The organism is Ideonella flava (assembly GCF_051857595.1).
Classification (GTDB): domain Bacteria; phylum Pseudomonadota; class Gammaproteobacteria; order Burkholderiales; family Burkholderiaceae_C; genus Ideonella.
The window spans coordinates 481,772-508,348 of record NZ_JBPZHD010000001.1 but is presented as its reverse complement, the minus strand read 5'-3'; the positions used below and the strand labels follow the sequence as shown (position 1 = coordinate 508,348).

Below are 26,577 nucleotides of genomic sequence, written 5' to 3'. Positions count from 1 at the left end.
GAGACATCTCATGCGCCCCTCCATCCTGGTTCCCGTCGCGGGAATATGTGCTGTCGCTGCCCTCGTGGCGTGCGGCGGCGGTGATGACGACAAAGGCCTGCCTCAACTGGGCGAGGCCCAGCCGGGCACGCTGGCCGACTGCGCCGGCCTGGCCACCAGGCTGAGCTTTTCTGATACGACATTTACTTCGGTTGAAGAAGTAAGTGCCGGAACGCTGACGGTCGCGGGCACGCCGGTGGGCGCGCATTGCCGGGTGGTAGGAACGATGGAGCAGCGTGTCAGCGACGTGGATGGCAACAGCTACGCCATCGGCTTCGAGATGCGCATGCCGCTGGCCTGGAACGGGCGCTTCTTCTACCAGGCCAACGGCGGCATCGACGGCAACGTCGTTCCCGCCACCGGTGCCGTCAACGGGGGTGGCGGGCTGGACAACGCGCTCAACATGGGCTTCGCGGTGATCAGCTCCGACGCCGGCCACGCCGGCTCCATGGGGCCCTTCTTCGGCATCGACCCGCAGGCCCGCCTGAACTATGGCTATCAAGCCGTGGCCAAGCTCACGCCCATGGCGAAGGCGGTCATCAAGGTGGCCTACGGCCGCAACCCGGACCGCTCCTACATCGGCGGCTGCTCCAACGGCGGGCGCCACACCATGGTGACGGCGGCGCGCATCGCCGACCAGTACGACGGCTACCTCGTCGGCGACCCCGGCTTCAACCTGCCCAAGGCCGCCATCGCCAACATCGCCGGCGCGCAGACCTACGCCACGCTCGCCACCAATCCGGCCGACCTCGGCACCGGCTTCACCGTGGCCGAGCGCACGCTGGTCTCCAACGCCGTGCTGGCCAAGTGCGATGCGCTCGACGGCGCCACGGACGGCCTGGTGCAGGACACCACGGCCTGCCAGGCCGCCTTCAGCCTGGACCGCGACGTGCCCACCTGCAGCGGCGAGCGCGACGGCACCTGCCTGTCGGCGGCCCAGAAGACCGGCATCGCCAAGCTCTTCGCGGGGGCCACCACCAGCACCGGGGCAACGATCTACAACAGCTTCCCCTACGACAACGGGCTGGCCACCAACGGCTGGTCGTTCTGGAAGTTCACCGCGCCGCTGATCCTCGATTCGGGCGCCGTGGGCCTGATCTGGCAGGTGCCGCCGGAAGACCCGGCCACCTTCTCCGGCCCGACCTTCGCGCTGACGGGCAACGTGGACACCATGCTCGCGAAGGTGAACGCCACCGACGCGACCTACACCGAGTCCGGCCTGTCGTTCATGACCCCGCCGAACCCCAGCGACCTCGGCAAGCTGAAGAACCGCGGCGCCAAGATGATGATCTACCACGGCACGGCGGACCCGATCTTCTCCAGCGACGACACGACCACCTTCTACGAGAACCTGCGCACGGCCAACAGCGGCGACGCGAGCAACTTCGCCCGCTTCTACCGCGTGCCCGGCATGAACCACTGCGCCGGCGGCCCGGCCACGGACCAGTTCGACATGCTCAAGCCGCTGGTGGCCTGGGTGGAACGCGGCGAGGCGCCGGACCAGGTGCTGGCCAACGTGCGCGGAACCGGCAACCCCGGCGGCGCGAACGCCGACGTCCCGGCCACCTGGTCGCCTCTGCGCAGCCGCCCGCTTTGCGCCTACCCCAAGGTGGCACGCTACCTGGGCAACGGCAGCCAGGAGCTGGCCGAGAACTTCAGCTGCCAATAGCGGCTCGCCAGCGGTGGGCCGGGCGCAAACTGGCGCCATGGATGCCGGTGTCGGGCCCACCGCGAGCTTCCGCTTCTACGAGGAGCTGAACGACTTCCTGCCGTCCGCGCGGCGCCGGCGGACGTTCAGCTGCCCCATCGCTCAGGCGGCGACGGTCAAGCACATGATCGAGGCCCTGGGCGTGCCGCACACCGAGGTCGAGCTGGTGCTCGTCGATGGCGAGTCGGTGGGCTTCGACCACCTGCTGGCCGATGGGGAACGCGTCGCGGTCTATCCGAAGTTCGAGGCCTTCGACATCACGCCGCTGCTGCGGGTGCGCGAGCGTGCGCTTCGCGAGACGCGCTTCGTGGCCGATGCCCACATGGGTGGCCTGGCCCGGCTGCTCCGCCTGGCCGGCTTCGACACGCTTTACGACAACCACTTCGACGATCGCGAGATCGCGCGACTGTGTGCCGAAGAGGGCCGCATCGTGCTGACACGCGACCGCGGCCTTCTCAAGCGCCGCGAGGTCACCCACGGTTGCTACGTGCGCGCGCTGCATCCGCCGGAACAGCTGCGAGAGGTCGTCGACCGGCTCGACCTCACCGGATCGATGCGCCCCTTCACGCGGTGCCTGGTCTGCAACGCGCTCTTGCGTTGCGCCTCAGCCGAGGAGGTCGATTCCAGGGTGCCCCCCGGGGTGCTCGAGCGCCACCACCGATTCGCCGCCTGCGACGGCTGTGGCCGCGTCTACTGGGAGGGCTCGCACTGGCGGCGGATGGAAGGCATGATCGGCAGCGTGGTACCCCATCCCGCCCGTTCCTGACCCCAGCCGGAGACTGCCGACCATGGACGACGAGATCTTCAACCAGAGCATCCGCAAGTTCCTGAAGACCGTGGGCGTGAGCTCGCAGCACGAGATCGAGCGGGCGGTGCGCCAGGCCGTCGCCGCCGGCGCCATCACCGGCAGCGAGACCTTCCCGCTGACGATGACGCTGCACATCGAGGGCCTGGACCTCGAGGTCACCTTCGGCGGCGAGCTGCAGCTGGAATAGCGGGGGCGCCGCCACGGCTGGCGCGCAGGCCCCCGCCGGGGTCAGGGCACGGTCACGGTCGCCGTCAGCACGCTCTTCTTCGGGTTGAAGGTGTAGAGGCTCTTGTAGATGCCGATGACCTCGGCCTCGTACGTGCCGGCTGCGCCCGTGGTGTCTATGGGCGCCAGGCCCTTGGCATTGGTCCAGGCGAACTGGTTGTACGGGGCACCGACCGGCGGAGTCCAGGTGACCGTGACCATGGCCTCGGGGATGGGCGTGCCGTTCTCGTCCTTCACCAGCACCTTGCCGGTGACATGGGCCTGGCCGCCGCTGAACTGGCCCTTGAGGTCGATGCGCTTGGAGCGCAGGCAGCGCTCGGTGCACTCGGGCGGCTTCCTGGTCGTCGGGGTCAGCAGCACCGCATGCGTGTTGCCGTCGAAGTTGTTGAAGCCCCGGCCGACGATCTGGCCGCTGTCGTTGACGTCGAAGGCGGTCTGCAGCACCCAGCCGCGCGACTTGTCGATCAGGTCGTTCAGGTTGCGCAGGCCCTCGGCATCGGTGTGGACGAAGGCCCGGGCGGCGGAGTTGCCGAGCTGGCCCACGACGGTGAGCGAGGCGTTGATGCCCCAGGCCTGGTTGTGCTCGCCGGTGCCGCCCAGGTCCTGCATGCCGTTCGCATCGGTGTAGCGCATGACGCGCTCGCTGTTGCCGCTCGCGCTCGAAGAACTCCCGGCCACGGCGCCGCCGGGCTCGATCGCGAAGCCGAAGCTGTGGGCCATGCCCGGCAGGACGCCGAGGTCCTGGAACGCGCCGCCCTGCCAGCGGAACGCGTGGTAGCCGCCGACGAGGCGATAGCCGGTGACCTGGCCGGCGTCGTTGATGTCATGGGCATACGAGTCGGTGCCGCCGGGCGTGAGGTCGACCATGCCGGTGGCGTCGGTGTAGACGAAGGCGTGCTCGAGGTTGATGCCGTTGACCTGCGTCCAGGAAGAGCCGGCCACGTCGCCCGCGTTGTTGATGCCCCAGCCGGCGCTGTAGGGGCCGACGGGCAGGGTGCCCAGGTCCTGCGGCACGCCGCCGCGCCAGCGCACCGCGTGGCCGAGGTCCACGCCGCCCTTGTCGGCCGTCCCGACGATGTCGCCGAAGTCGTTGATGTCCCGCGGGAAGGCGCGGGGCCGGTCCGCCAGGCCCTGCAGCGGCACCATGCCGCCGGCCGAGGTGTAGACGAAGCCGCGGTAGCCGTTGGGCCCGTTGCTCCAGCCGACCACGTCCCCGTGGTTGTTCAGGCCGGTGGCGATGCTGTCGGTGTCGCCCGGCAGCGTGCCCAGGTCCTTCACGGTGTACCAGGTGGCGGCCGGAGCAGCGGTGGCCACCAGGGCCAGCAGGGCGGCCGCGAGGGCCGGTCGGAGCGAGGAACGGGCGAGGTCGCGGTTCATGAGGTACAGCCTTGCGTGATGGATGAATGGAACATCGCTCTGTCGGGCCCGCGCCGTGTTGATCCGGCGCAAAGCCTGCAGTGCTCGACAGAGCGGCTACCCCGTCCGCACGGCCTCAGTACTTACCCGTATCCACCGGGCGACAGGCGCGGCGTGAGGCCAGGGCATGCAACGTGCCGCCGAGGCAGGCGCCCCACATCAGGTGGTCCGCCATCTGCGGCCAGAAGGCGAGGGAAGCCACCTCCGGGAACCAGCGGGGAGCGATCAGAAGCAGGTCCAGCAGCCCGACGGCGGCCGCGAACGCGATCGCCCCGGCAATGATGTGGCGGGCCGGCAGCGCCAGGGCGGCCACGAAGGTCCAGAAGGCGGAGATGGCGGGATGCACGAGCGCGGCCGCGGCACACAGCACGACCGGCGAGGCCGAATCGACCAGCATGCGCCCCGCCGCGAACGTGGCCTGGGCGGGGTCGCCGCCGGTGGCCAGGGCCAGCAAGGTGGAGGGCGCCCCACTGAAGACGGTGGCCACCAGCCAGGCGATCGCCAGGTCTCGAACGTGGAAGGACGGCTTCGGCATGGTGCTTGCTGCTGCTGAGATCCAATGCGAGCCACGATGCACTACCCCACCACCGCCGCGGCCGCCGAGCTGGCGCGCCACCCGTGGCACTTCGCTCTGCGGACGCTGAAGGCCTTTCGTGCCAACCAGGGCTTGCTGCTGGCCGGTGCGGTCGCGTACTACGCGCTGCTGTCCATCGTGCCGCTGTTGATCATCACCGTGATCGCGCTGTCGCACGTGGTCGGCCAGGACGAGCTGTTGCAGACGGTGGGGCACTACCTCGAATGGCTGGTGCCGGGGCAGTCGGCGGCCATCGTGGCGGAGCTGGCCCGCTTCCTGGCCAACCGCGGCGTGATCGGCCTGGTGCTGCTGGCGACGATGCTGTTCTTCAGCTCGCTGGCCTTCACCGTGCTCGAGAACGCGATGTCGGTGATCTTCCACCACCGGGTCGCCATCCGGCGGCGGCACTTCATGGTCTCGGCGCTGATGCCCTACGGCTACATCCTGTGCCTGGGGCTGGGCCTGCTGGTGGTGACATTGGTGGCCGGTGGCCTGCAGGTCATGGGCCAGGAGGAGGTGCAGTTCCTCGGCCGCGGCTGGTCGATGCGGGGCTTGTCGGGCGTGCTGCTGTACCTGATCGGCTTCGCCGGCGAGGTCTTCGTGGTCGCGTCGATCTACATGGTGATGCCGGTCGGGCGGCTGTCCTGGCGGCAGGCCCTGCTGGGCGCGGTGGTGGCGGCGCTGCTCTGGGAAGTCTCGCGCCGCGTGCTGGTCTGGTACTTCGCGACCCTGTCGCAGATCGGCGCCGTCTATGGCTCGCTCACCACCGCCATTGCGGTGCTGCTGAGCCTCGAGATCGGCGCCACCCTGTTGCTGCTAGGCGCGCAGGTGATCGCCGAGTACGAGCGGCTGGGCGTCACGCGGGCCGAGAAGCCTCCCCGGCCGTTCTCGACCGGCTGACGCGGCGCGCCGGTCAGCGATGCAGGCGTCCCAGCACGCCTATCAGTTCGTCCACGTCCACCGGCTTGACGAAGTGCCGATCGAAGCCTGCCTGGCGCGTCTTCTCCCGATCCTCGTCCTGCCCCCAGCCGCTCAAGGCGATCAGCAGGACGCGTTCTCCCCAGCCGGCCTGGGCCCGCACGCGGCGCGCCACGTCCAGGCCGCTCAGCTTGGGCAGGCCCAGGTCCAGGACGATGGCATCGGGACGGTGATCGCCGGCGACCTGCAAGGCCTCCTGGCCGTCGTGGGCGGTCCAGGTGCGGTAGCCGAGGATCGCCAGCAGCTGAGCCATGCTTTGGGCGCTGTCGACGTTGTCGTCGACGACCAGCACGCCGACGCCGTTGTCCTCGCCCGGCTGCAGGTTGGAGGCGGCCGGAGAATGCTCCGCGGGCGTTTCGCCCGAGGGTTTTATCAGGGGCAGCCGGACGCTGAAGGTCGACCCCCGGTTGGCGCCGTCGCTCTGGGCCTGCACGCGGCCGCCATGCATCTCGACGAGCTTGCGCACCAGCGCCAGCCCTATGCCCAGGCCGCCCTGGGCGCGGTCCAGCGAGCGGTCGACCTGCGCGAAGAGGTCGAAGACCCGGGGCAGCATGTCCGACGGGATGCCCACGCCGGAATCGCGCACCTGGATGAGCGCCTCTCCGGGCCCGGCCCGTTCGGCCGAGACGACGATGCGGCCGCGTTCGGGGGTGTACTTGGCAGCGTTGTTCATCAGGTTGGCAATGATCTGGGTCAGGCGCGTCAGGTCGGCTTCGACGACCAGTTCGCCGGGGGGCGGCAGGTGCACAGTCAGCTCGTGGCGGCCGGTCGCGATCAGCGGCCGGCTGGTCTCCAGCGCCGCCTTCACGGCGTCGACCAGGTCGACTCTCTCGCGGCGCAGTTCCACCTTGCCCTGGCTGATGCGCCCGACGTCCAGCAGGTCGTCCACCAGGTGCACCAGTTGAGCGAGCTGCCGTTCGATGATGCCGCGGGCGTCCGCCTGCCTGAGCGCGTCGGGGTCGATCCGCATCATCTCCAGCGCATTGCGGATCGGCGCCAGCGGATTGCGGAGCTCGTGGGCCAGCGTGGCCAGGAACTCGTCCTTGCGGCGGTCGGCGTCGGCCACCGCGGCCTCGGCCTTGACCCTCTCGCTCACGTCGCGGATGACGGCCAGGGTGCCGGCGGGCTGGCCGTGCATGTCGCGCATCACCGTGACGGTCGATTCGACGTGGATGGCTTCGCCCGAGCGCTTGACGTGCAGGTTGCGGCCCCGCCATGAGCCCGTCGTCGACAGGGCCTCGCTGGCGGCGTCCGCGTCGCCCTCGGCCAGCCAGCGGAAGTCATACAGGGCTGCCAGCGGGCGGCCCAGCGCGTCCGAAGCCGGCACGCCGTACTGGCGGGCTGCGGCGCTGTTGAGGTAGGTCACCCGCTGGTCGTTGTCGATCGCGATCACGGCGTCGTCCATCTGCGCGATCACGTCGTTGCGCAGCCGGCTGGCCAGGGATTCGACGTCCTGCAGAACGTAGAGCCGGTGGTCGACCACCAGGGCTTCGACTTCGCCGGCGCGGATCGCGCGCAGCGTGTCCTCGGCCTCGGCGAGGCGGACCCGCAGCCGCTCCATCTCGGCGCCCGGGCCCGACTGGTCGAACTTCGCGGTGGAAAAGCGCTCGCCGTCCTGCATGCCGGATCACCTGTCTTCGCGCGAGAGCTCCAGGCCGAATCCGGCCATGAGACGCGCGGTGTCGGACATGTCGCCCACGAAGCGCCGCACGGGCGGAGGGGACTCCTTCACCAGCGTAGGCGCGGCGATCACGTTGGCGATCGTGGCGGCCGCGGGGTCCAGCGAGAGATCGACCACGTCCAGGTTGTAGGCGCCGCCGAGGTGTTCCTCGCAGAACCGGCGGGTGTTGACGATCGCCCGCGACGAGGCCGGCGTGGTGCCGACGACGTACAGGCGCAGGCGATGCAAGTCCATGCTCTCAGGCAAATGGGGCTTTGCCGCGTTGTTTGACCGCTGGGGGTGGGAATGACGCAGTCATGGCTCAGGAGGTGAACGGCCGCACGTCCAGGCCGACCAGGACGCGCTCTTCGTTGGAAAGGTCGCCGATGATCTTGCGGATCGGCTCCGGCACCTTGCGCACGAGGGTCGGCACGGCCAGGATCTGGTCGCCGGCCGCCAGGCGCGGGTTGACCAGCAGGTCGACCACCTCGATCTGGTAGCGGCCGGCCAGATGCGTCTCGCACACGCGCTTCAGGTTCGTCAGCGCCGCCATGGAGCGGGGCGTCTGCCCCGCGACGTAGAGCTTCAGCTGCCATTCAGGCGTGCCGGGCACGCGGGTGTCCGGATTCGGGGTCTGCAAGGGAACGCTGGCCATCGTCCTCACTCCTTTTCGGTGCCGGCGGCGGATTCATGCTGCAGCTGGGCGTGCGTGCGCGCGAAGCCGGTGAGCACGTGGCTGCCTTCCGAGAAGACGTCGACGAACTCGACGCCGCGCGGACCGATGAGGAACTCGCGCACCTGGTTGGAATGCGGCATGCCCCGCGACTTCACCACCTGCAGGGTGCGGGTGCGCTCGCCGTTGGCCTCGCGGTTGGTCAGCAGCAGCCAGGTGTCCATCAGCGACGAAACGCCAATCTCGGTCTGCGCCAGCGTCAGGGAGGTCTCGCTGGTGAGGCTGGTGAACATGGCCGTCGCGCCCCGCTGCTTGAGGAAGTCGATCAGGCGGATCAGCGTCGCCTTGAGCGCTTCGTCGTGGGCGTCTACCGACAGGTTGCTGATGGGATCCACCACGACGACGGACGGCTTGAACTCCTGCACCACGTCGTGCATCTCGACCAGGTGCTGCTCCAGCCCCTGGAGAGTGGGCCGCGAGGCATGCACGTTCAGGACGCCATCGCGTTGCCAGCGCGACAGGTCGAAGCCGATCGAACGCATGTTGCGAAAGAGCTGGCTGGCCGATTCCTCGTAGGCGAAGTAGAGGGCGCGTTCCCCTCGGCTGCAGGCCGCGTCCACGAAGGCGGCGGCCAAGCTGCTCTTGCCGGTGCCCGGCGAGCCGGAGATCAGCACGCTGCTGCCCCGGTAGACCCCTTGGCCGCCCAGCATGGTGTCCAGGGCCGGAACGCCCGTCGAGACGCGGTCGTCATGCGCCACGTGGTTCAGCCGAAGCGAGGTCACCGGCAGCACCGAAATGCCGCGTTCGTTGATCAGGAAAGGGTATTCGTTGGTGCCATGGGCCGAACCGCGGTACTTGATGATGCGCAGCCGCCGGGTCGACACCTGTTCGCTGCTTCGGTGGTCCAGCAGGATCACGCAGTCGGCCACGTACTCTTCGAGACCGTAGCGCGTCAGCGTCGAGGCGCCTCGCTCGCCGGTGACGACCGCGGTCATGCCACGGTCCTTCAGCCAGCGGAACAGGCGCCGCAGCTCCGCCCGCAGCACCGCCTCGTTCGGCAGGCCGGCGAAAAGGGCCTCTATGGTGTCCAGGACCACGCGCTTGGCGCCTATCGAGTCGATGGCATGGCTCAGCCGGATGAACAGGCCCTCCAGGTCGTACTCGCCGGTCTCTTGGATCTCGCTGCGCTCGATGTGCACGTGATCCAGCGCGATCAACCCGTCTTCCTGCAGGGCGGCGAGGTCGAAGCCGATGGAGCGCAGGTTCTGGCGCAGGTCTTCGGCGCTTTCCTCGAACATCATGAAGACGCCCGGCTCCCCATGCTCCAGCGCGCCGCGCACGAGGAACTCGGCGGCGAGCATCGTCTTGCCGCAGCCGGCGCTGCCGCAGACCAGGGTGGGCCGGCCGCGCGGCAGTCCGCCTCCGGTGATCTCGTCCAGCCCCTGGATGCCGGTCGGGGCCTTGGGCAGCCCCGTCGGTGGGGCAGTCCTTTCGGTCGTGCTGGGCATGCGTTGCCTTCCTCGCTGGGGAAGATATTTCCATCAGGGCGCCACGACGGTCCGTGAATGACCGAACGTGTCCCTCCGGACGGCGGAAAGGGCAAGCAGCGTTCCTGGGACGTGCCGGTCACTCGTCCGGCGCGTCTTCAGTGGGGATGTCGTCTTCGCTCTCGACCGGCCCGGGCTCCTCGGCGCTGTCGCGGTGGGTGGGCTGCGCGCCCCGCCCGGGGTCGGATGACGATGGACGTTGCTCCAGGTCCGGGACGGCGGGTTCATCGGGTGCCGGCGACGCGGCGGGGTCGGGGCTGGCCATGGGGTACTCCTGCGGTTCAGGGCGTCACGGCAAGCGCTGTTCCCAGAAAGGAAAACGCCGCAGCGGGTGCTGCGGCGTCGGGACTCACGCGACCAAGTCCTGGTCGCGTGGGGCTTCAGCGAGGCGTGCGCCGTTCGGCGTCACGAAGGTCGTCGGCGGCATCCTTGGCCGCTTCCTGCGCGTTGCCGACCGCCTTTTGTGCCTTGCCTTCGACTTCCTTGGCCAGGCCCTTGGCCTGCTGGCTCGGGCTGTCGACGGCTTCGCCGAACTTGCGCTGCACGGTGCCGGCCGTTTCCTTGATCTGGCCCTTCACTTGGTTCGATTCCATGGAACGAGTCCTTTCGACGTGAGGTGGATATGACACGGGCGACGCAGTGTTCTGCTGTTCTCTTCGCCCGCCCATGAATCCATCGTAGGCAGCGGGTGGGCGTCTCGCCATCCGGCAACCGCCCTCTCGGCTGTAGGCCAGGTCCTATGCGGCTTGGGCGGCCAGCGCATCGATCGACTCGCCGGCCAGGGCCGGCAGGGCGCCACAAGCCTGCAGGTGCTCCACGACCCGCGCGTTGACAGCGGCCTCGTGTGTCATCGGCCCGAGGTGAGCGGCATCCGGCAGCTCGTGCCGGTGGACACCGGGAAGGGCCTGGGCCAGCAGGTCGGCGACGCGACGCGCCGAGGCGCGCGTGCGCCCGCCGTGCATCAGCAGCGTGGGCATGCGCAAGGCGCTGAGGTCGTGGGCTGTCCAGCGGGCGCGGAACAGCGCGGCGAAGTGGCGCGGGATCGCGGTGATGCGCACCTGCACCGCATCGCGCTGGGACTCGCCCATCTGTTGCCAGGCGCCGGGCCCGCCCCAGTAGTCGACGAAAGCCTCGGCGGCTGCGGCGCGGTCCCCCTGGGCCGTCAGCAGCGCCACCTCGTCCGCGATGGCCTCGATCTCGGCCAGGGGCTGCGCGGCGGCCGGCGCGCCATGCAGCAGACCGAAGGCCACCGGCTCGTACAGGCTCAGTGAACGGATGCGGCCGGGATGGTCGAGAGCTATCTGCAAAGCCACGGCGGCCCCGTAGGAGTGGGCGACCAGGTGGACGCCATCCGCATCCGGCGCGGCATCGCGCAGCGCCTGGTCGGCGGCCTGGGCATCGACTTGCAGCGTCACCGGCCCCTCCGAGGGCCAGGCCGGGCTGCGCCCGTGGCCGTGAAAGTCGACCGAGACGACGCGGGCGTGCGCGGACAGCGTATTCGCCAGGGTGCGCCATTGGGCGTGGCTGCCGGTGCTGGAGTGCAGGCAAAGGACGGTGTGCTGGCCGGAGCCCTGCAGGCGGGTGAACAGCGGGGCGGTGGGCGCCAGGAAGGGGGTGGTCATGGTCATATCCGGTCATTGTCGGTGCGGCAGGGCGGCACCTTACGGGCGGCGCCTCGGTCCAGCCATCCCCACCCGGGGCCCCCCGAACGGGGGGAGCGGGCTGCCTTGCGAGAGCGTGCCCGCCACCCGGTGCTGTTCGGGCACACGGATTGCCGAACATGGCGTTGGCGCGAAAGAGGGTGCTGTGCGCAGAGCACGCAGCCGGAAGCGCCAGCCTCATCCCAAGAAAGGAATCGCCATGAACACGCTTCGCTTCGCCCTGTCGAGCTGTACTGCCGCACTGCTGGTCTTCGCTGCCTCGTCCACCCTGGCAGCTGACGTCAAGCTCGCCGGCGACCAGGAGGTGCCTGCCGTCAAGACCTCGGCCTCCGGCACCGGCAACATCTCGGTGGCGGCCGATGGCACGGTCAGCGGCAGCGTCATGACCACCGGGCTGAACGGCACGGCCGCTCACATCCACCATGGCGCGGCCGGCAAGAACGGTCCGGTCGTCGTGCCGCTGACCAAGAGTGCCGACGGCAACACCTGGTCGGTGCCGGCCGGCTCGAAGTTGAATGCCGACCAGCTCAAGGCCTACCAGGCCGGCGAGCTGTACGTCAACGTGCACACCGAGGCCAACAAGGGCGGCGAGATCCGCGCGCAGATCAAGCCCTGAGCCTCGGCCGGCTGCGCCGCGCAGCCATGAGCCGGCGCCGTTCGAAGGCAGGTCGAGCGGCGGGGCGCGGCACGTCATCGCGTTGCTCCGATGGACACGCGATCGCCGCCTGCCCACAATGCTCTCGGCGGCGCAGTCTTCCATCCGTCCCGGCGCGGCCGTCTTCCCGAGACAGCCATGGGGATAGCACTGCGCACGGCCAGCCTCCATACGAAGTTGATGCTCACGCTGGCCGCGGTCGTGGTCGCGATGGCGGCGGCTTCGGTCACGGTGTTGACGGGCCAGGAACGCGAACGACGCATGCGAGAGCTCGACGCGCGGGCCGACCGCATCGCCTCGCTGCTCAGCCGCTCGCTGGCGCCCACCCTGTGGACGGTGGACTACGAGGCCGTGCAGGGGCAGCTGGAGGCGCTGGCCCCGATTCCCGAACTGGTGAGCTTTCGGGTCAGCGCGGGGCGCCAGGGCCTCGTCGCCGAGGTGGTGCGCCAGCGCCACGTGGACCCTGCCCAGGCGGTCACCCGCGAGCTGCCCATCGTCTTCACCCCCCAGGGCGGTTCGCCGCAGGAGGTCGGTCGCGTCGAAGTGGTGTTCACCCGCGAGCTGGCCGAAGCCGCGATCCGCAATGCGCGCAACACCATCACGGCGCTGATCGTCTCTGTGATGGTGGTGCTGTATGCGGTGACCTTCGTCCTGCTGCGGCGCCTGGTGGGCCGGCCCATCGTGCGCATGGAGGAAATGGTCGACCGCATCGCGTCGGGCGACTTCGGTGCCCGCTGCGCAGCGACCAGCCAGGACGAACTCGGGCGCCTGGCGACTCGAGTGAACGCCATGGCCGACACGCTGGACCAGTCGACCAACCGCCTGCGCAGCAGCGAGGCCAAGTACCGCAGCATCTTCGAGAACGCCGCCGAGGGCATCTTCCGGCTCGATCGCGAAGGCCGCTTGCAGGACGCCAATCCGGCACTCGCTTCGTTGATGGGCTACCCCAGCGCGGACGCGCTGATGGAAGCCGCCAACGCGCCCGGCGCGGTCTCGCGTGAGCCTGCGCCCTTCCTTTGCGCCGAGCAGGTGCGGGCCTTGTTCCGCGACCTGGACGAGCGCCAACAGATCATCGGCGCCGAGCAGCGACTGACTCGCGCCGACGGCCTGCAGATCTGGGTGCAGCTCAATGCCCGGCCCCAGGAGGCCGAGGGCGAAGGCCCTGCCGGCCTGGAGGGCCTGGCCACCGACATCACCGATCGAAAGCAGGCCGCCGAGGTCCTGCGCCGCCATCGCGACGAGCTCGAAGCCACCGTGCGGCAGCGGACCGCCCAGTTCGAGGAAGCCACGCTGCGCGCCGAGGAGGCCCGGCAGCGTGCCGAGGAGGCCAGCCGCGCGAAGAGCGACTTCCTGGCCAACATGAGCCATGAGATCCGCACGCCGATGAACGCCATCCTCGGCATGTCGCAGCTCGCCATGCGCACCGCGCTGGATTCCCGCCAGCAGAACTACGTGCAGAAGATCCACGCCGCCGCGGAATCGCTGCTCGGCATCGTCAACGACATCCTCGACTTCTCGAAGGTCGAGGCCGGCAAGCTCGACGTGGAGGCGGTCGACTTCGACCTCGGCGAAGTGCTGGACAACCTGGCCAACGTGCTGGGGATGAAGGCCGAGGAAAAGGGCCTGGAGCTGGTGTACGTCGAGCCACCCGACCTGCCGCAGGCGCTGGTGGGCGATCCGCTGCGGCTCAGCCAGGTGCTGCTCAACCTGGGCAACAACGCGGTCAAGTTCACCGAGCGGGGCGAGGTCGCCCTCACGGTGCAGAAGAAGGCGCAGGATCCCGATGGGGTCGAGTTGCACTTCGAGGTGCGTGACACCGGCATGGGCATCGCCCCGGCGCAGCTCGAGCGCCTGTTCCAGCCCTTCGAACAGGCCGATGCGTCGACCAGCCGTCGGCATGGCGGCACCGGCCTGGGGCTGGCCATCAGCCGTCAGCTGGTGCGCCTGATGGGCGGCGAGCTCGAAGTGCAAAGCGAGCCCGGGCGGGGCAGTCGCTTCTTCTTCACGTTGCGCTTCACGCTGCAGGCGAAGCAGCCTGGCCCCGTGCCGCTGCGGCAGGAAGGCCTGCTGGGCAGCCGGGCGCTGGTCGTGGACGACAACGCTTGCGCGCGCGAGCTGCTCGTCGAGATGGTTGAAATGCTGGGGCTGAAGGCCGACTGGGCAGTCGATGGCAACGAGGCTTTGCAGAAGGTCGCCGCCGCTGAAGCCGGAGGAACGGCCTATGACATCGTCCTGCTCGACTGGAAGATGCCCGGCATGGACGGTGTCGATTGCGCAAGACGCCTGCACGAGCTCACCCGGTCGCACCCGCGCCCGCCCACAGTGATGATGCTCACGGCCTTCTCGCGCGACGAGGTGCTGCGAAGGCTGGCGGACCAGCGCGTGCAGGTCGCCGCGCTGCTGACCAAGCCCGTCACGCCTTCCACCCTGTTCGATGCCAGCTGCCAGGCGTTGGGCGTGGCATCGGCGGCAGCGCTGAGGGGCCAGCGGCGACAGAAGGCCCAGGTGGAACACCAGGCCAGGCTCCAGGGGGCTCGGCTGCTCCTGGTCGAGGACAACGAGGTCAACCGGGAACTCGCGCTCGAGCTGCTCACCGACGAAGGCATCAGCGTGGCGGTTGCCTTCGACGGCCGCGAGGCCCTGCAGATGCTGGAGCGCGAGCGCTTCGACGCCGTGCTGATGGACTGCCAGATGCCCGTGATGGACGGCTTCGCGGCGACGCGGGCCTTGCGAAAGCGTGCCGAGCTGGCGGACCTGCCGGTGATCGCGATGACCGCCAACGCGATGGTGAGCGACCGACAGAAAGCCCTGGACGCCGGGATGAACGACCACATCGCCAAGCCGATCAACGTCGGCCAGATGTTTTCGACGCTGGCCCGCTGGCTGGGCCCTCGGCGCCAGTCCTTGAAACAGGAGCTGGACGGCGCATCATCGCCGGCCGGCCCCCTCTGAGAGGAGCAAGAGCGTGAAGACAAGCAACGAGGCGGCGCGGCGACGCTGGCTCCAGGCCGGCGCCGGCGCATGCCTGCTCGGCGCGTTCGGCCTGGCGCACGCACAGACCGTCGTGCGCATCTCCCGGCTGGAGAACGTGCCCGACCAGTTCCTCGGCGGCGAAATGCTGGTCGCCATCTACAAGCGGCTGGGCATCACGGTCGAATTCGTCGACCTTCCGGCCAAGCGCTCGCTGCTCGAATCCAGCGAAGGCCGGGTCGATGGCGAGGTCCAGCGCATCCTGGCCGTCCAGGAGCAGTACCCCACGCTGCTGGCCGTGCAGCCGAGCTTCAACTCCATCGAGCCGGCGGCCTTCGTGCGCAGCGGCGTGACTCTGCGTGTGGACGGCTGGAAGTCGATCGCACAGCACAGCATCGGCATCGTGCGCGGCGTGGGCTCGTCGGAGCGAGGCACGCAAGGCATGGCCTCGGTGCAGCCGGTGACCACCATGGAGAACCTGATGCAGTCGCTGGATGCCGGCCGTTTCGACGTGGCGGTGAATGACCGTTTCAGCGGGCTGCTGGTGATCAGGAAGCTGGGCCTGGAAGGCAAGGTGCAGCCGGTCGACCCACCGCTGGAGCACATCCCGTTGCACCACTTCCTGCACGAGCGCCACCGCGATCTGGTGCCCAAGGTCGGGCAGGTCATCCGCACCATGCAGGCCAGTGGAGAACTGGAGCGGGTGCGCCAGCAGGTGATGGACACGATGCTGGCGGCCGTGAAGCGCTGAGCGACCTGGCTTTCGCGTTTCGCGAAAGCTCGGCTCGCCACGCCGCCATTCCGCCGCGAGGAAGCGGATCGCAGAATCCGCGTCGGGCCACTTCACGAGCCCGCACGGAGACAAACCCATGAAGCTCTCGCGCCGCGTCACCCTGGCCGTTCTCGCCGGCCTGGCCACCTTCCAGGCCGTCGCGCAGGAAAAGTACCCCGGCAAGCCGGTGACGGTCATCGTTCCGCAGGCCCCTGGAGGCGCCAACGACACCATCGCGCGCATCGTGGCGCAGAAGCTGTCGGAGCAGACGGGCCAGCAGTTCCTGGTGGACAACAAGCCGGGCGCCGGGGGCAACATCGGCACCGCGGCGGCCGCCAAGGCCAAGGCGGACGGGTACACGCTGCTGTTGACGGTCAACAGCGCCCACGTCATCAACCCGGCCCTGTACAAGCAGCCGGGCTTCGACCCGGTGAAGGACTTCGAGCCCATCTCGCCCGTCGCCACCGCCGGCTACGTGCTGGTGGCCAACCCGGCCTTCGCGCCGAAGAACGTGGCGGAGCTCGTCACGGCCGCCAAGGCCCAGCCGGGCAAGTTGGCCATCGCCTCGGCAGGCAACGGGACGCTGAACCACCTGATCGCCGAGATGCTCCAGCGCTCGGCCGGGATCGAGCTCATGCACGTTCCCTACAAGGGGGCTTCGGCGGCGGTGACGGACGTGGTGGGCGGCCAGGTCCAGCTCTCGGTGCAGAGCCTGCCGTCGTCGATCTCCTTCATCAAGACCGGCAAGCTCAAGGTGCTGAGGGTGGTCAACGAGCACCGCGTGGCCGCGCTGCCTGACGTGCCCACCATCGGCGAGACGATCAAGGGCTTCGGCTCGACACCCTGGTATGGCCTGTTCGCCCCGGCGGGCACGCCCAGGGCGCTTGTCGCCCAGCTGCAGGCCGAGGTGGCGAAGGCCGTGGAGGCGCCCGAGGTCAAGGAAAAGCTGGCTGGCGTGGGTTGCGAACCCTTCAAGAGCACGCCGGAGCAGTTCGCCAGCCTGATCCGCGAAGAGCTGCCCAGGTGGGCCCGCATCGTCAAGGAATCCGGCGCCACCGTGGATTAGACGGCGCCCCAGGCCGACGGAGTCGCCCGCTTCCGTGAGCTCCGCGGGCAGACCGTGCCCTGAACCTGCCGGGCATGCCGGATGCTCCTGCTGCGTGTAACGCGCAGCAGGAGCATCCATGCGTACGTCCCGAATTGCAGTCTGGCCAGCCCTCACGATGGCCGCCATCTTTCTGGCATCGCCGGCCTGGCCGGCCGACTTCAAGCTTTCGGGCAACCTGGTGGTGCCGCCATCGCAGTCCTCTGCCAGCGGCTACGGCAGCATCGACGTGTCCACCGACGGCACGGTCAGCGGCAGCGTCACGGTCACTGACATGACCGCCGTCTCGGCCGAGCTCCACCTGGCGGAGCCTGGGCGCAACGGACCCCTGGTCGGCTACCTGACCAAGACGGGCGATAACACCTGGACGGTCGTCGCCGGCGCCCGCCTGAGCCCGCCGCAGATCAACGCCTTCCGCGCAGGCGCGCTTTACGTCACCGTCTCCAGCATCGCCTACAAACAAGGTGAGCTGCGTGGCCAGATCGTTCCCTGACGACCGTTGAAGACGGACCGGGTACAGGGCTTGCCCGATCCACAGCTTGTTTCCCGGAGGTACCGAATTGGGCGTCATGGACATTCTTCGGCAGTACGCCGAGCGGCCGACGGACACGCACACCGACTTCGACGAGGTGGCGCGCGAAGTTCCCAGGGATGTGCTGAGTGACGGGATGGCGCAGGCCATGCGCTCGGACCAGACGCCGGCTTTCGCGGACTTGACGAGCCGGCTCTTCGGCCAGTCGGATCCGAACCAGCGCGCAGGACTGCTGGGCCAATTGATCCGCAGCCTGGGGCCGGGCCTCCTTTCGAGCATCGCGGGCGGAGCATTGGCCCGTCTGGGGCAGGGCGCCGGCGCGCAGCCGCAGGTCTCCGCCGCCGACGCAGCCGGAGTCAGCTCCGAGCAGGTGCGCGAAATCGCCGATGAGGCGGCCAGGAAGGACCCCAGCCTGCCGGACCGCGTCGGTGAGCTCTATGCCCAGCACCCCGAGGTCTTCAAGATCCTCGGAGGTTCGGTGCTGGCGATCGCGCTCGGGCAGATGGCCAAGCGCATGAAGTGACCCATCAGCCTGGAGTTAGACATGAGCATCTTTGGTGACATCCTCCGCAAGATCTTTCCCTCCCACCATCCGGCGGTGACGGGCGCTCCTGCCCCGTCGACGGCGCCTGGGGCCACCGCGACGGCGGCTCCAACGCCTGCGGCCGGCGCGGCGCCGGGCTCGGCGGCCTCTTCTGCACGGACGGCTCCGCCCGTCGACGTAGAGGCGGTCCTGAGTGCCCTGGCGCAGAAGAATCCGCAGAAGCTCAACTGGCAGACGTCGATCGTCGACCTGATGAAGCTGCTCGACCTGGACAGCAGCCTGGCGAATCGCCAGAGCCTCGCGAAAGAGCTGGGCTACACCGGCGACATGCACGATTCCGCCACGATGAACATCTGGCTGCAAAAGCAGGTCATGCAGAAGCTGGGGGAGAACGGCGGCAAGGTTCCCGAGGCCTTGAAGCACTGAGCCGTGGCGCGCCAGTGGCCGGCGCCACTGGCGATTTCGCGTGCCCGGCGCGGCGCAACGCCGGTCAGTCGACCGCGATCCAGTAGACGTGCCCCTTTTCGCAGCGGTATTCCGCGAGCGTCTTGCCCTCTTCCTCGCGGGTCTCGCCGGTCGCCGTCATGGTGGTCTTGTCGACCGGGCAGACCTGAGTGGCGACGGCGCCGATGGCGATGACAAGGGCCAGGGCCGCAGGGAGCAGGGCGTGTTTCACGGTCGCCTTCGGTCAGTGGTGACGCTGATAGTGCTCCAGGCCGCGCCGGCCCAGCCACCAGGCGCCGGCGAGCAGCCCGCCGGCCATCAGCATGGTCGTCGCCGGCATGGTCCGGGCCTGAGCCACCACCAGCTGGCCTGCATGCGGCCTGGCCAGCTGCAGGCGGCGGCGGGTCATCTGCATGCCCAGCTCGCCCAGGCGGTCGGCCAGCAGGCGCTCGGCGGCGGGCAGGAGGACGGCCTCCTCGTCCGCCACGTGATGCGTGACGTTGCGCATGAGCTGGTGGAAGGTGGCGTCGTAGTGCACGTCCGTCGGCCCGATGGTTCGCAGCACGTCGATGAGGCGGCGCATCTCGTCGTGCTCGGGCTGGGCCTTGCCGAGCACCTCGTTGGCGCCGTCGACTTCCCGCAGGGCCGGATAGAAGATCTCCTCTTCCAGCCGTGCATGGATCTCGAGCGCCAGGCAGACGGCATCGGCAATGGCCTTCTTCCTGTCGGGCGAGGCGCTGGCCGTGAACTTGTGGGAGAGCACCAGCACATGGGAATGATCCATGCGGATCATCCGGGTGATGGCCGGTGAAAGCTTGTCGAGAAGGTGGGGGCTGTCCATCGCATGACTCCTTGGATGCAGCCCGCGATGCGGCAAGGCGCGTTCCTGTGCAGTAGCTACTTCAGCAAGCGAAATTGCACAAGTCCTTGACACTCGTTTCCAGGCGAAACGGACCGGACTTAATTCCCGCGCGGGCTCGCCGAAGACGCCGGGCATGGACATCCGCGATCTGTTTTTGCGCGTGGCGCCCGAGGGCGAGCATCCGGGCGGGCGCATGCACCGCTACATGGAATCGGCCGACATCAACGCCGCCTTCCGGGCCTTGTTCGGCCCGTTGCGCACGGCCATCCGCCGTGGCATGAGCAACGAGGGCCAGATCTACGGCATCGAGCTCGACGCCTGCGTGCCCGGCGAACTGCTGGGCACCGACTGGATCCCGCCCTCGATGCGCGGCCTCGACGACCCGGTGGCACTGGCGGACCCGGCCCGCCGTCGCCAGGCCTTCGACAGGCTCCTGGCGGAGCAGCGGCCCGAATCGCTGTTCGCCTATGTCTGCGAGCGTGGAGGCGCCGAGGATGGCCCGCACCTGTACCTCGAGATCGCTTCGGCGGACGGCCGGTACGCCGCCCAGTACCCGATCCGGCCGGGCCGGGGCTGGCACCGGCGCGAGCTCGTGCACGTGCCGCACCGCCGGCTGGACCCCGTCGAGCTGACCTGAGCCCGACAGGGCTTCGATGGGCGGCTCGGCCGCGTCTGGGCCGAGGTCATGGGCGGCTCCGGACACCTCGCGGCGGGCGGCCGGAGGGAAGGGAGGGCGGCAGCGTTGATAATCACGCCTTTCGCCTTCTTCCAACCCCTTCGACCGGAGCCATCATGGGCAACAAGATCGTCACCGAAGCCGACCGCAAGGCCAGCCCGCGCGTCACCACGCCGACCGGCGTCACCTACACCGAGGGCCGTGGCCAGCGCAGCAGCCTGGAGCGCGGCTCGCACACCCGCAGCAAGAAGAACCCCGGCAAGCGCCCCCACAAGGGCGGGTGAGCCAGGCCCCCAACGCCCCCTCCGAGGGCCGCCCCTGAGGGCGGCTCGCGCAGCGGCCCGGCTGCAGCCGGATCCGCGCACGCCACTTGAATGCGGCGGCTCCTGAGGAGCGCCTGGGCCTGCGTCGCGGCGCGGGGGCCCCGCCGCCTGATTGCGATGATTCGTGTCACTGAACTGCGGCTGCCGTTGGACCATGAGCCGGGCGCCCTCCGGCCGGCCCTCCTCGCGCGGCTGAAGCTGCGCGACGAGGAGCTCGCCGATTTCACGGTCTTCCGCCGCGCTTACGACGCGCGGAAGAAGACCGCGGTGGTGTTGATCTACACCATCGACTGCACGCTGGCCGGGGGCATCGACGAGGCGGCGGTGCTGTCCCGCCACGCCGGCGACCCGCACGTCAGGCCCAGCCCGGACACCCGCTACCAGCCCGTCGGCACCGCGCCGGCCGACTTCCACGCCAGCGGCCGGCCCCGGCCGGTCGTCGTCGGCTTCGGACCCTGCGGCATCTTCGCGGCGCTGATCCTGGCGCAGATGGGCCTCAGGCCGATCGTGCTCGAGCGAGGCAAGCCGGTGCGCGAGCGCACCAAGGACACCTGGGGCCTGTGGCGCAAGAGCGTGCTGAACCCGGAGTCGAACGTGCAGTTCGGCGAAGGCGGGGCCGGCACCTTCAGCGACGGCAAGCTCTACAGCCAGATCAGCGACCCGCGTCACCTCACCCGAAAGGTGCTGACCGAGTTCGTCAAGGCCGGTGCGCCGGAAGAGATCCTCTGGGTCAGCAAGCCGCACATCGGCACCTTCCGCCTCGTCAGCATGGTCGAGAAGATCCGGGCGGACATCGAGGCGCTGGGCGGCGAGATCCGCTTCGAGCAGCGGGTGACGGACATCCTGATCGAAGACGGTCACGTACGCGGGCTGGTGCTCGCCGGCGGGGAGCAGCTCGACGCCGACCACGTCGTGCTCGCGCTCGGCCACAGCGCCCGGGACACCTTCGCCATGCTGCACGGGCGCGGTGTCGAGATGCAGGCCAAGCCTTTCTCCATCGGCTACCGCATCGAGCACCCGCAAAGCGTGATCGACAAGGCGCGCTTCGGGCCCAATGCCGGCCACCCCATCCTCGGCGCGGCCGACTACAAGCTGGTGCACCACGCCAGCAACGGCCGGTCGGTCTACAGCTTCTGCATGTGCCCGGGCGGCACGGTGGTGGCGGCCACGTCCGAGCCGATGCGCGTCGTCACCAACGGCATGAGCCAGTACTCGCGCAACGAGCGCAATGCGAATGCCGGCATCGTGGTCGGCATCACCCCGCAGGACTACCGCCAGGACGGGCGCGATGAAGGGCCCGTTTCGCCGCTGGACGGCATCGCGTTCCAGCGCCTGTGGGAATCGCGAGCCTACGAGCTGGGCGGTGGCGACTACAGGGCCCCGGGGCAGCTGGTGGGCGATTTCGTCGCCGGCCGCCACGGCGCGCAGGTGGCGCGGGAGTTCGGCAGCGTCCTGCCGTCGTACAAGCCCGGCGTCCATCTCACCGACCTGGCCGAACCTGGCCGCGGCAGCCTGCCCGATTACGCGCTAGCGGCCATCCGGGAGGCGCTGCCGGCCTTCGAGAAGCAGATCCGCGGCTTCTCCATGGCCGATGCCGTGCTGACCGGCGTCGAGACGCGCACGTCCTCGCCCCTGCGCATCCCCCGGGGCCGGGACTACCAGAGCCTCAACGTAGGGGGCCTGTATCCGGCAGGCGAGGGCGCTGGCTATGCTGGCGGGATCATGTCCGCCGGGGTCGACGGCATCGAGGTGGCCGAGGCGCTGGGCCGACACCTGCTGCAGGTGAGCACGGCGACGGCCTGAGCCGAGCGCCCACCCCCGGCAGCCCCTGCCGAGGAGCTCCGATGTCCAGCACGCCACATCCCCAAGGCGACGCCACCTTCGCCGGCTCGGTGCCCGAGCTGTACGAATCGCACATGGTGCCGCTCATCTTCGCGCCCTATGCCGGTGACATGGCACGTCGCGCTGCGGCCCTGTCGCCCCGGCGCGTGCTCGAGACGGCAGCCGGCACCGGCGTGGTCACGCGGGCGCTGGCCCGGGCGCTGCCCGCCGAGACGGAGATCACGGCCACCGACCTGAACCCGCCGATGCTGGCGCGCGCCCAGGCCCTGGGCTCTGCGCGACCGGTGCAGTGGCAACTCGCCGACGCGCAGGCTCTGCCTTTCGACGATGCGAGCTTCGACCTCGTCGTTTGCCAGTTCGGCGCGATGTTCTTCCCCGACAAGCCCGGCGCCTTTGCCGAGGCGCGGCGCGTGCTGCGGCCGGGCGGCACGCTGGCATTCAACGTGTGGGACTCGCTGGAGCGCAACGAATTCACGGCCACCGTCATGGAGGCGCTGGCCGCTCTCTTCCCCGAAGATCCTCCTCGGTTCATGGCGCGCACGCCGCATGGCTACTTCGACATCGAGGCCATCAGGCGCGACGTGGCCGCCGGTGGCTTCGCCGAGGAGCCTCGCATCGACACGGTGGCCAAGCGCAGCCGCGCGCCTTCGCCACTGCATCCGGCGGTGGCCATCTGCCAGGGCACGCCGATGCGCGACGAGATCGTCAAGCGTGGTGGCGATCAGGGCCTGGCCGCCGCCACGCGCGCGGCTGAAGCGCTGCTGGCGCAGCGCTATGGCACGGGCGAGATCGAGAGCTGGATCCAGGCGCACGTCGTCACGGTGACGGCCTGAGCGAGGAGCGGGCCGCCGCTGCTTGGCTTCTGAACCCGCGGTGCAGGCCTGGGGGCACTCAGAACGCCTGGCCGTGGCGCCGGTGCCAGTCGGCCAGCGACTCCTCGGGGTACTCGTCGAAGGTCTCGTCGCCGGGCTTCACGTGGGCCTCCACCCAGCCGGGCTTCGAACTCAGCATCATGTGCGTCACCGACGGCGGCTCGGGCAGCGGCGTGTCGACAGCCCCGGCGTGCGGATGCACCAGCTCCGGCCAGGTCGGATCCCACAGCCACAGGGCCGTGCCGCACAGCCGGCAGAAGTGGCGCTCGCCGGTGCTGCGCCGGCCGTCGTCCAGCGTGGCGCGGTACACGGCCAGGTGCTCGCGCCCCACCACTTTCAGCGTCGAGTTCACGGCGCCCAGGTTGATCGCGAAGCCGCCCGTGCCGGCGGTCTTGCGGCAGATCGAGCAGTAGCAGCGCATGAAGGGCATCGGCTCGTGCGATTCGACCGAGAAGCGCACGGCATGGCAATGGCAGGATCCTTCGAGCAGCATGGGTCACCTCACCAGGCGTGAAATGGAATCGAAGAACAGGGTCAGCAGCAGGATGGGCAACGGCAGCCCGATCAAGGTGCCGAGGACATAGGGCCGAAAGCCCACGCCCGACAAGCCCAGGGCGACATTGAGCACCGGCGCCGTCTGGAACATCAAGCGCAGCACCGCCACGCTCTGGACCGGGTGCGAATCCAGTCGCGCGAGCACCCGCCGGGCGAAGCGCCCCGGCAGCTCGCGCAAGGCATCCGCGCCCAGCCAGCGGGCCACCCAGAAGCTCAGGCAGCAGGACAGGCACGCCGCGACATAGGTGGCGATTCCACCCCACACGCGGCCCAAGGCCAGCACCGCCGCGGCCAGGAAGATCATGCCGGGGATCTGCACGAGGTTGCCCAGGGCGAACAGGCTCGAATAGGCCAGCATGCCCCAGAAAAGATCGTGCTCGAAGCGTTCGCGCAGGAAGGCCGGCGTGACATGGCCGCGCAGCCCGCTCCACTCGAACAAGGCCCACAGCAGGGCCAAGAAGAGCACGACGGCCAGCAGTCGCAGGTGACGGCGCATCTCCGCATTCTGGCCTCGTGGCGAGGCGGCCGGCATGATGTCGTCCACCATGGATTTCCCTTTCAAGCGCTCGCGGCGCGCCTGGCTGGCCTGGATCTCCTCTAGCCTGGCCGCGGGGGCCGCTCCCTCTGGCGCCCGAGGCGCCGCGCCGGCACTCGTGCCTGGCGAGCTGACCGAGTTTCGCATCGAACTGCCCGCCGAGCTGCGCGAGCTGGCCGGCCAGCGCGGCCACCCGACGCCGGTCACGCACGCGTTGGTGGCCGTCGCGCCGCCCTCGCATTTCGATCCTGGTCGCGAGTGGCCCGTGCTCGTGGTCAACGCCACGTCCGACCCGGGCTACAGCTCCAGCCGCCAGCTGCTTCGTGCCTATCGCGCAGCGGCTGCTGCTGCGGGCTGGATCATCGTCGCCGCCGATCCCGAGCCCGCGGTGTCACAGGGCGACGACCAGCTCATGCTGCGCTTCGCGCTGGACCTGGCGACCCTGGTCGCCCTGAAGCCGCAGTGGAAGGACGCCGGCCGCGCGCCGCTCGCCTTCGCGGGTTTCTCCGGCGGCGCGAAGTACTCGGGCTACCTCGCGGCGCTGTTCCGCCGGCAGGGGGCGCGGCTGGCCGGCGTCTACATGGCCGGCGTGAACCAGAACACCTTCGGCGAGGCGGCTCGCCAGTTCGGCATCCTCGACGATTCGCTGCGAGAGGTGCCGGTGTTCCTTCAAGGAGGCACGCGCGACCGCGTGGCCACGCCGGCGCAGCACCGCGCGATCGAATCCGACCTCGCCCGCGACGGCTTTCGCCACCTGCGTCTCGAGTTCGTCCCCGGCGGACACGTCCTGGACACGACGCCGCTGGAAGATGCCTTGCGCTGGTTCGACGCCCGGCGCCGCGACACGCCCGAACCGGCCGGTCCACCGGCCAGCGGCGGCGTACAGTAGCCCGCTTTTCGCACCAGACCCTCGCCGCCGTGCCACCAGCCTCCCAACGATCCCGCCGCGGCTTCACGCTGATCGAGATCATCGTCGCCCTGGCGATCATCGGCATCCTGGCCGTGATGGCCGTGCCCAGCATCCAGGCGCGGCTGGTGCGCGAGCAGATCGTGGAAGGAGCGAAGCTGGCGGACGTGGCCAAGCCGCCCATTGCGGCCGCCTGGGCCGCCAGCGCGGCGATGCCGGCCGACAATGAAGACGCCGGCCTGCCCGTGGCGGAGAAGCTCGTCGGCACCTACGTGAGCGCCGTCACCGTCGAGAACGGCGCCATCCACCTCACCTTCGGCAACAGCGCCAACGGGGCGATCAAGGGGCGCGTGCTGACTTTGCGGCCGGCGGTGGTGCCCGACACGCCGTTGGTGCCGGTCGCGTGGGTCTGCGCGGGTGGCCGTGTGCCCGGCAAGATGGTGGCGCAAGGCACCGACCGGACCGACGTGCAGGATGTGTACTTGCCCCTGAACTGTCGACAGACCAAGGAGTGACCGTGACCTCGCGCACCTTACCCGTAGACGATCGCATCTACCAGTACGTCATCGACCATTCGGTGCGCGAGCACCCGGCATTGGCGGGTCTGCGAGAGGCCACGGCGGCCGTGCCGCACTCGGGCATGCAGATCGGACCGGACCAGGGCCAGTTCATGGCGATGCTGGTACGGCTGCTCGGCGCCCGGCGCACGATCGAGATCGGCACGTACACCGGCTACAGCGCGCTGGCCGTGGCGCTCGCGCTGCCGCCGGACGGGCGCGTGCTGGCCTGCGACATCAGCGATGAATACACGCGGGTCGGCCGGCCGTTCTGGCGCCAGGCCGGTGTCGAGCACAAGATCCAGCTGGTGCTCGCGCCGGCGCTAAAGACCCTGGACGAGCGGCTCGCCGCCGGTGAGGCCGGTGCCTACGATTTCGCTTTCATCGACGCGGACAAGAGCGCCTACGACGACTACTACGAACGCTGCCTGCAGCTGGTGCGCCCCGGCGGTCTGATCGCCTTCGACAACACGCTCTGGTCCGGTCTGGTCGCGCGGCCGGCGCAGGACGCCGACACCGCTGCGCTGCAGGCGCTCAACGACAAGCTGCATCGCGACGAGCGGGTCGAGGTGGCCTTGCTGACCGTGGGCGATGGACTCACCCTGGCGCGCAGGCGCGGCGGCTGAGCGCCGCCTTCAAGAATCTCTCAAGCTGAGGTGGCTCCGCCACCTGCTTGACATCCCCGCTGGGGGGCGGGCCGGGCGAAGCCCAGCCCGTGGGGGCACCTTTTTAGTAACTGCGACGGCCACCGCCGTAGCCGCCACCACCGCCGGCGCCGCCGCCGCCGCCGGAGCGGTAGCCACCACCGCCGCCGCCGCCGCCACCGAAGCCGCCCGGACGCTCCTCACGGGGACGAGCTTCGTTGACGACCAGGGGACGCCCACCGATGGATTGACCGTTGAGACCACGGATGGCCGCCTGGGCTTCCTGGTCCGAGCTCATCTCGACGAAGCCGAAGCCCTTGGAGCGACCCGTGTCGCGATCCATCATGACCTTGGCGGACGTCACCGACCCGAACGCGGCGAATTGTTGTTGGAGATCGTCGTCGCGCATCGTGTAAGTGAGGTTGCCGACGTAGAGCTTGTTACCCATGAGGGTGCCTTTCAAGTGAAGCGTGCGAGGTCGCACGCGAGGGGA

At 69.4% G+C, this 26,577-nt stretch carries 32 protein-coding genes; 18 read left to right on the top strand and 14 right to left on the bottom strand.

The genetic code is table 11. The features are described from left to right. The first annotated feature begins 10 nt into the window (after positions 1-10). The 3 genes from ACS5PM_RS02290 to ACS5PM_RS02280 are packed head-to-tail and all read left to right on the top strand — an operon-like array spanning position 11 to position 2,742. Positions 11-1,708, top strand: a complete 1,698-nt coding sequence (locus ACS5PM_RS02290; RefSeq protein ID WP_439384986.1) for a tannase/feruloyl esterase family alpha/beta hydrolase — start codon at positions 11-13, stop codon at positions 1,706-1,708. A gap of 37 nt (positions 1,709-1,745) precedes the next feature. Continuing rightward, entirely contained in the window at positions 1,746-2,513 is a 768-nt protein-coding gene (locus ACS5PM_RS02285; protein ID WP_439384984.1) for a Mut7-C RNAse domain-containing protein, read from the top strand. Between the two features lie 22 nt (positions 2,514-2,535). Further along, positions 2,536-2,742, top strand: coding sequence for a DUF6494 family protein (locus ACS5PM_RS02280; protein WP_439384982.1), 207 nt, complete (start codon positions 2,536-2,538; stop codon positions 2,740-2,742). A gap of 41 nt (positions 2,743-2,783) precedes the next feature. Here ACS5PM_RS02280 and ACS5PM_RS02275 read toward each other — a convergent pair whose 3' ends face one another. Next, a complete protein-coding gene (locus ACS5PM_RS02275) occupies positions 2,784-4,157 on the bottom strand; it encodes a hypothetical protein (protein WP_439384980.1) in 1,374 nt (457 codons plus the stop codon). A gap of 115 nt (positions 4,158-4,272) precedes the next feature. After that, a complete protein-coding gene (locus tag ACS5PM_RS02270; protein ID WP_439384978.1) occupies positions 4,273-4,731 on the bottom strand; it encodes a hypothetical protein in 459 nt (152 codons plus the stop codon). 36 nt (positions 4,732-4,767) lie between these two features. Here ACS5PM_RS02270 and ACS5PM_RS02265 point away from each other — a divergent pair, with 36 nt between their 5' ends. Then, on the top strand, positions 4,768-5,670 hold the full coding sequence (locus ACS5PM_RS02265; RefSeq protein WP_439384976.1) for a YihY/virulence factor BrkB family protein: 903 nt from the start codon (positions 4,768-4,770) through the stop codon (positions 5,668-5,670). A gap of 13 nt (positions 5,671-5,683) precedes the next feature. On the opposite strand, the gene ACS5PM_RS02260 is transcribed toward ACS5PM_RS02265, so the two are convergent. The 7 genes from ACS5PM_RS02260 to ACS5PM_RS02230 all read right to left on the bottom strand — a co-directional run bounded on the left by ACS5PM_RS02260 (position 5,684) and on the right by ACS5PM_RS02230 (position 11,250). After that, a complete protein-coding gene (locus ACS5PM_RS02260) occupies positions 5,684-7,369 on the bottom strand; it encodes a hybrid sensor histidine kinase/response regulator (RefSeq protein WP_439384974.1) in 1,686 nt (561 codons plus the stop codon). Positions 7,370-7,375: 6 nt separating this feature from the next. Then, complete coding sequence (locus ACS5PM_RS02255; protein ID WP_439384972.1) at positions 7,376-7,663, bottom strand: circadian clock KaiB family protein; 288 nt, start codon at positions 7,661-7,663, stop codon at positions 7,376-7,378. A 67-nt stretch (positions 7,664-7,730) separates the two neighbouring features. Next, positions 7,731-8,063 carry a circadian clock KaiB family protein gene (locus ACS5PM_RS02250; protein WP_439384970.1) on the bottom strand — a complete coding sequence of 111 codons (333 nt, stop codon included), beginning with the start codon at positions 8,061-8,063 and terminating at the stop codon, positions 7,731-7,733. A gap of 5 nt (positions 8,064-8,068) precedes the next feature. After that, the gene (gene kaiC / locus ACS5PM_RS02245) at positions 8,069-9,589 is read right to left on the bottom strand and encodes a circadian clock protein KaiC (RefSeq protein ID WP_439384968.1); all 1,521 of its coding nucleotides are present in this window, start codon (positions 9,587-9,589) and stop codon (positions 8,069-8,071) included. Between the two features lie 118 nt (positions 9,590-9,707). Beyond that, the gene (locus ACS5PM_RS02240) at positions 9,708-9,893 is read right to left on the bottom strand and encodes a hypothetical protein (RefSeq protein WP_439384966.1); all 186 of its coding nucleotides are present in this window, start codon (positions 9,891-9,893) and stop codon (positions 9,708-9,710) included. Between the two features lie 115 nt (positions 9,894-10,008). After that, the gene (locus tag ACS5PM_RS02235; protein ID WP_439384964.1) at positions 10,009-10,221 is read right to left on the bottom strand and encodes a CsbD family protein; all 213 of its coding nucleotides are present in this window, start codon (positions 10,219-10,221) and stop codon (positions 10,009-10,011) included. Positions 10,222-10,365: 144 nt separating this feature from the next. Continuing rightward, complete coding sequence (locus ACS5PM_RS02230) at positions 10,366-11,250, bottom strand: alpha/beta fold hydrolase (protein WP_439384963.1); 885 nt, start codon at positions 11,248-11,250, stop codon at positions 10,366-10,368. 238 nt (positions 11,251-11,488) lie between these two features. Here ACS5PM_RS02230 and ACS5PM_RS02225 point away from each other — a divergent pair, with 238 nt between their 5' ends. The 7 genes from ACS5PM_RS02225 (at position 11,489) to ACS5PM_RS02195 (ending at position 18,293) form a co-directional block, all read left to right on the top strand. Beyond that, positions 11,489-11,905, top strand: coding sequence for a CHRD domain-containing protein (locus ACS5PM_RS02225; RefSeq protein WP_439384961.1), 417 nt, complete (start codon positions 11,489-11,491; stop codon positions 11,903-11,905). A gap of 177 nt (positions 11,906-12,082) precedes the next feature. Then, complete coding sequence (locus ACS5PM_RS02220; protein ID WP_439384959.1) at positions 12,083-14,896, top strand: hybrid sensor histidine kinase/response regulator; 2,814 nt, start codon at positions 12,083-12,085, stop codon at positions 14,894-14,896. 13 nt (positions 14,897-14,909) lie between these two features. Beyond that, positions 14,910-15,665, top strand: coding sequence for a substrate-binding periplasmic protein (locus ACS5PM_RS02215; RefSeq protein ID WP_439384957.1), 756 nt, complete (start codon positions 14,910-14,912; stop codon positions 15,663-15,665). Positions 15,666-15,783: 118 nt separating this feature from the next. Further along, the gene (locus tag ACS5PM_RS02210; RefSeq protein ID WP_439384955.1) at positions 15,784-16,752 is read left to right on the top strand and encodes a Bug family tripartite tricarboxylate transporter substrate binding protein; all 969 of its coding nucleotides are present in this window, start codon (positions 15,784-15,786) and stop codon (positions 16,750-16,752) included. Positions 16,753-16,870: 118 nt separating this feature from the next. Beyond that, positions 16,871-17,284: a CHRD domain-containing protein gene (locus tag ACS5PM_RS02205; protein WP_439384953.1), complete on the top strand. Its 414-nt coding sequence runs from the start codon at positions 16,871-16,873 to the stop codon at positions 17,282-17,284. 76 nt (positions 17,285-17,360) lie between these two features. Further along, a complete protein-coding gene (locus ACS5PM_RS02200) occupies positions 17,361-17,846 on the top strand; it encodes a hypothetical protein (protein ID WP_439384951.1) in 486 nt (161 codons plus the stop codon). A 21-nt stretch (positions 17,847-17,867) separates the two neighbouring features. Continuing rightward, positions 17,868-18,293: a DUF3597 domain-containing protein gene (locus ACS5PM_RS02195; protein WP_439384949.1), complete on the top strand. Its 426-nt coding sequence runs from the start codon at positions 17,868-17,870 to the stop codon at positions 18,291-18,293. 64 nt (positions 18,294-18,357) lie between these two features. Here ACS5PM_RS02195 and ACS5PM_RS02190 read toward each other — a convergent pair whose 3' ends face one another. Continuing rightward, the gene (locus ACS5PM_RS02190) at positions 18,358-18,543 is read right to left on the bottom strand and encodes a hypothetical protein (protein WP_439384947.1); all 186 of its coding nucleotides are present in this window, start codon (positions 18,541-18,543) and stop codon (positions 18,358-18,360) included. Positions 18,544-18,555: 12 nt separating this feature from the next. After that, complete coding sequence (locus tag ACS5PM_RS02185; RefSeq protein WP_439384945.1) at positions 18,556-19,152, bottom strand: hemerythrin domain-containing protein; 597 nt, start codon at positions 19,150-19,152, stop codon at positions 18,556-18,558. A gap of 154 nt (positions 19,153-19,306) precedes the next feature. On the opposite strand from ACS5PM_RS02185, the gene ACS5PM_RS02180 reads away from it, so the two are divergent. From ACS5PM_RS02180 to ACS5PM_RS02165, 4 genes are all read left to right on the top strand, one after another. Then, positions 19,307-19,810, top strand: a complete 504-nt coding sequence (locus ACS5PM_RS02180) for a hypothetical protein (RefSeq protein ID WP_439384943.1) — start codon at positions 19,307-19,309, stop codon at positions 19,808-19,810. Positions 19,811-19,965: 155 nt separating this feature from the next. Continuing rightward, positions 19,966-20,133, top strand: a complete 168-nt coding sequence (locus ACS5PM_RS02175; RefSeq protein WP_439384941.1) for a hypothetical protein — start codon at positions 19,966-19,968, stop codon at positions 20,131-20,133. A 156-nt stretch (positions 20,134-20,289) separates the two neighbouring features. Further along, the gene (locus ACS5PM_RS02170; protein ID WP_439384939.1) at positions 20,290-21,975 is read left to right on the top strand and encodes an NAD(P)/FAD-dependent oxidoreductase; all 1,686 of its coding nucleotides are present in this window, start codon (positions 20,290-20,292) and stop codon (positions 21,973-21,975) included. Positions 21,976-22,016: 41 nt separating this feature from the next. Then, positions 22,017-22,847 carry a class I SAM-dependent methyltransferase gene (locus ACS5PM_RS02165; protein ID WP_439384937.1) on the top strand — a complete coding sequence of 277 codons (831 nt, stop codon included), beginning with the start codon at positions 22,017-22,019 and terminating at the stop codon, positions 22,845-22,847. A 58-nt stretch (positions 22,848-22,905) separates the two neighbouring features. Here the strand turns inward: ACS5PM_RS02165 and ACS5PM_RS02160 are convergent, their stop codons facing one another. After that, positions 22,906-23,379 carry a GFA family protein gene (locus ACS5PM_RS02160; protein ID WP_439384935.1) on the bottom strand — a complete coding sequence of 158 codons (474 nt, stop codon included), beginning with the start codon at positions 23,377-23,379 and terminating at the stop codon, positions 22,906-22,908. A 3-nt stretch (positions 23,380-23,382) separates the two neighbouring features. After that, positions 23,383-23,937, bottom strand: coding sequence for a TVP38/TMEM64 family protein (locus ACS5PM_RS02155; protein WP_439384933.1), 555 nt, complete (start codon positions 23,935-23,937; stop codon positions 23,383-23,385). A gap of 34 nt (positions 23,938-23,971) precedes the next feature. Between ACS5PM_RS02155 and ACS5PM_RS02150 the strand changes: the two genes are divergently transcribed. Genes ACS5PM_RS02150 through ACS5PM_RS02140 form a run of 3 tightly spaced genes read left to right on the top strand, consistent with a single transcriptional unit; the run spans position 23,972 to position 26,066 of the window. Continuing rightward, a complete protein-coding gene (locus tag ACS5PM_RS02150) occupies positions 23,972-24,865 on the top strand; it encodes an alpha/beta hydrolase (protein WP_439384931.1) in 894 nt (297 codons plus the stop codon). Between the two features lie 29 nt (positions 24,866-24,894). Beyond that, positions 24,895-25,398, top strand: a complete 504-nt coding sequence (locus ACS5PM_RS02145; protein ID WP_439384929.1) for a pilin — start codon at positions 24,895-24,897, stop codon at positions 25,396-25,398. A 2-nt stretch (positions 25,399-25,400) separates the two neighbouring features. Beyond that, complete coding sequence (locus ACS5PM_RS02140) at positions 25,401-26,066, top strand: class I SAM-dependent methyltransferase (RefSeq protein ID WP_439384927.1); 666 nt, start codon at positions 25,401-25,403, stop codon at positions 26,064-26,066. 103 nt (positions 26,067-26,169) lie between these two features. Here ACS5PM_RS02140 and rbp read toward each other — a convergent pair whose 3' ends face one another. After that, positions 26,170-26,532 (bottom strand): RNA-binding regulator, encoded by a 363-nt coding sequence (rbp, locus tag ACS5PM_RS02135; RefSeq protein WP_439384925.1) that lies wholly within the window; start codon positions 26,530-26,532, stop codon positions 26,170-26,172. Positions 26,533-26,577: the final 45 nt, after the last annotated feature.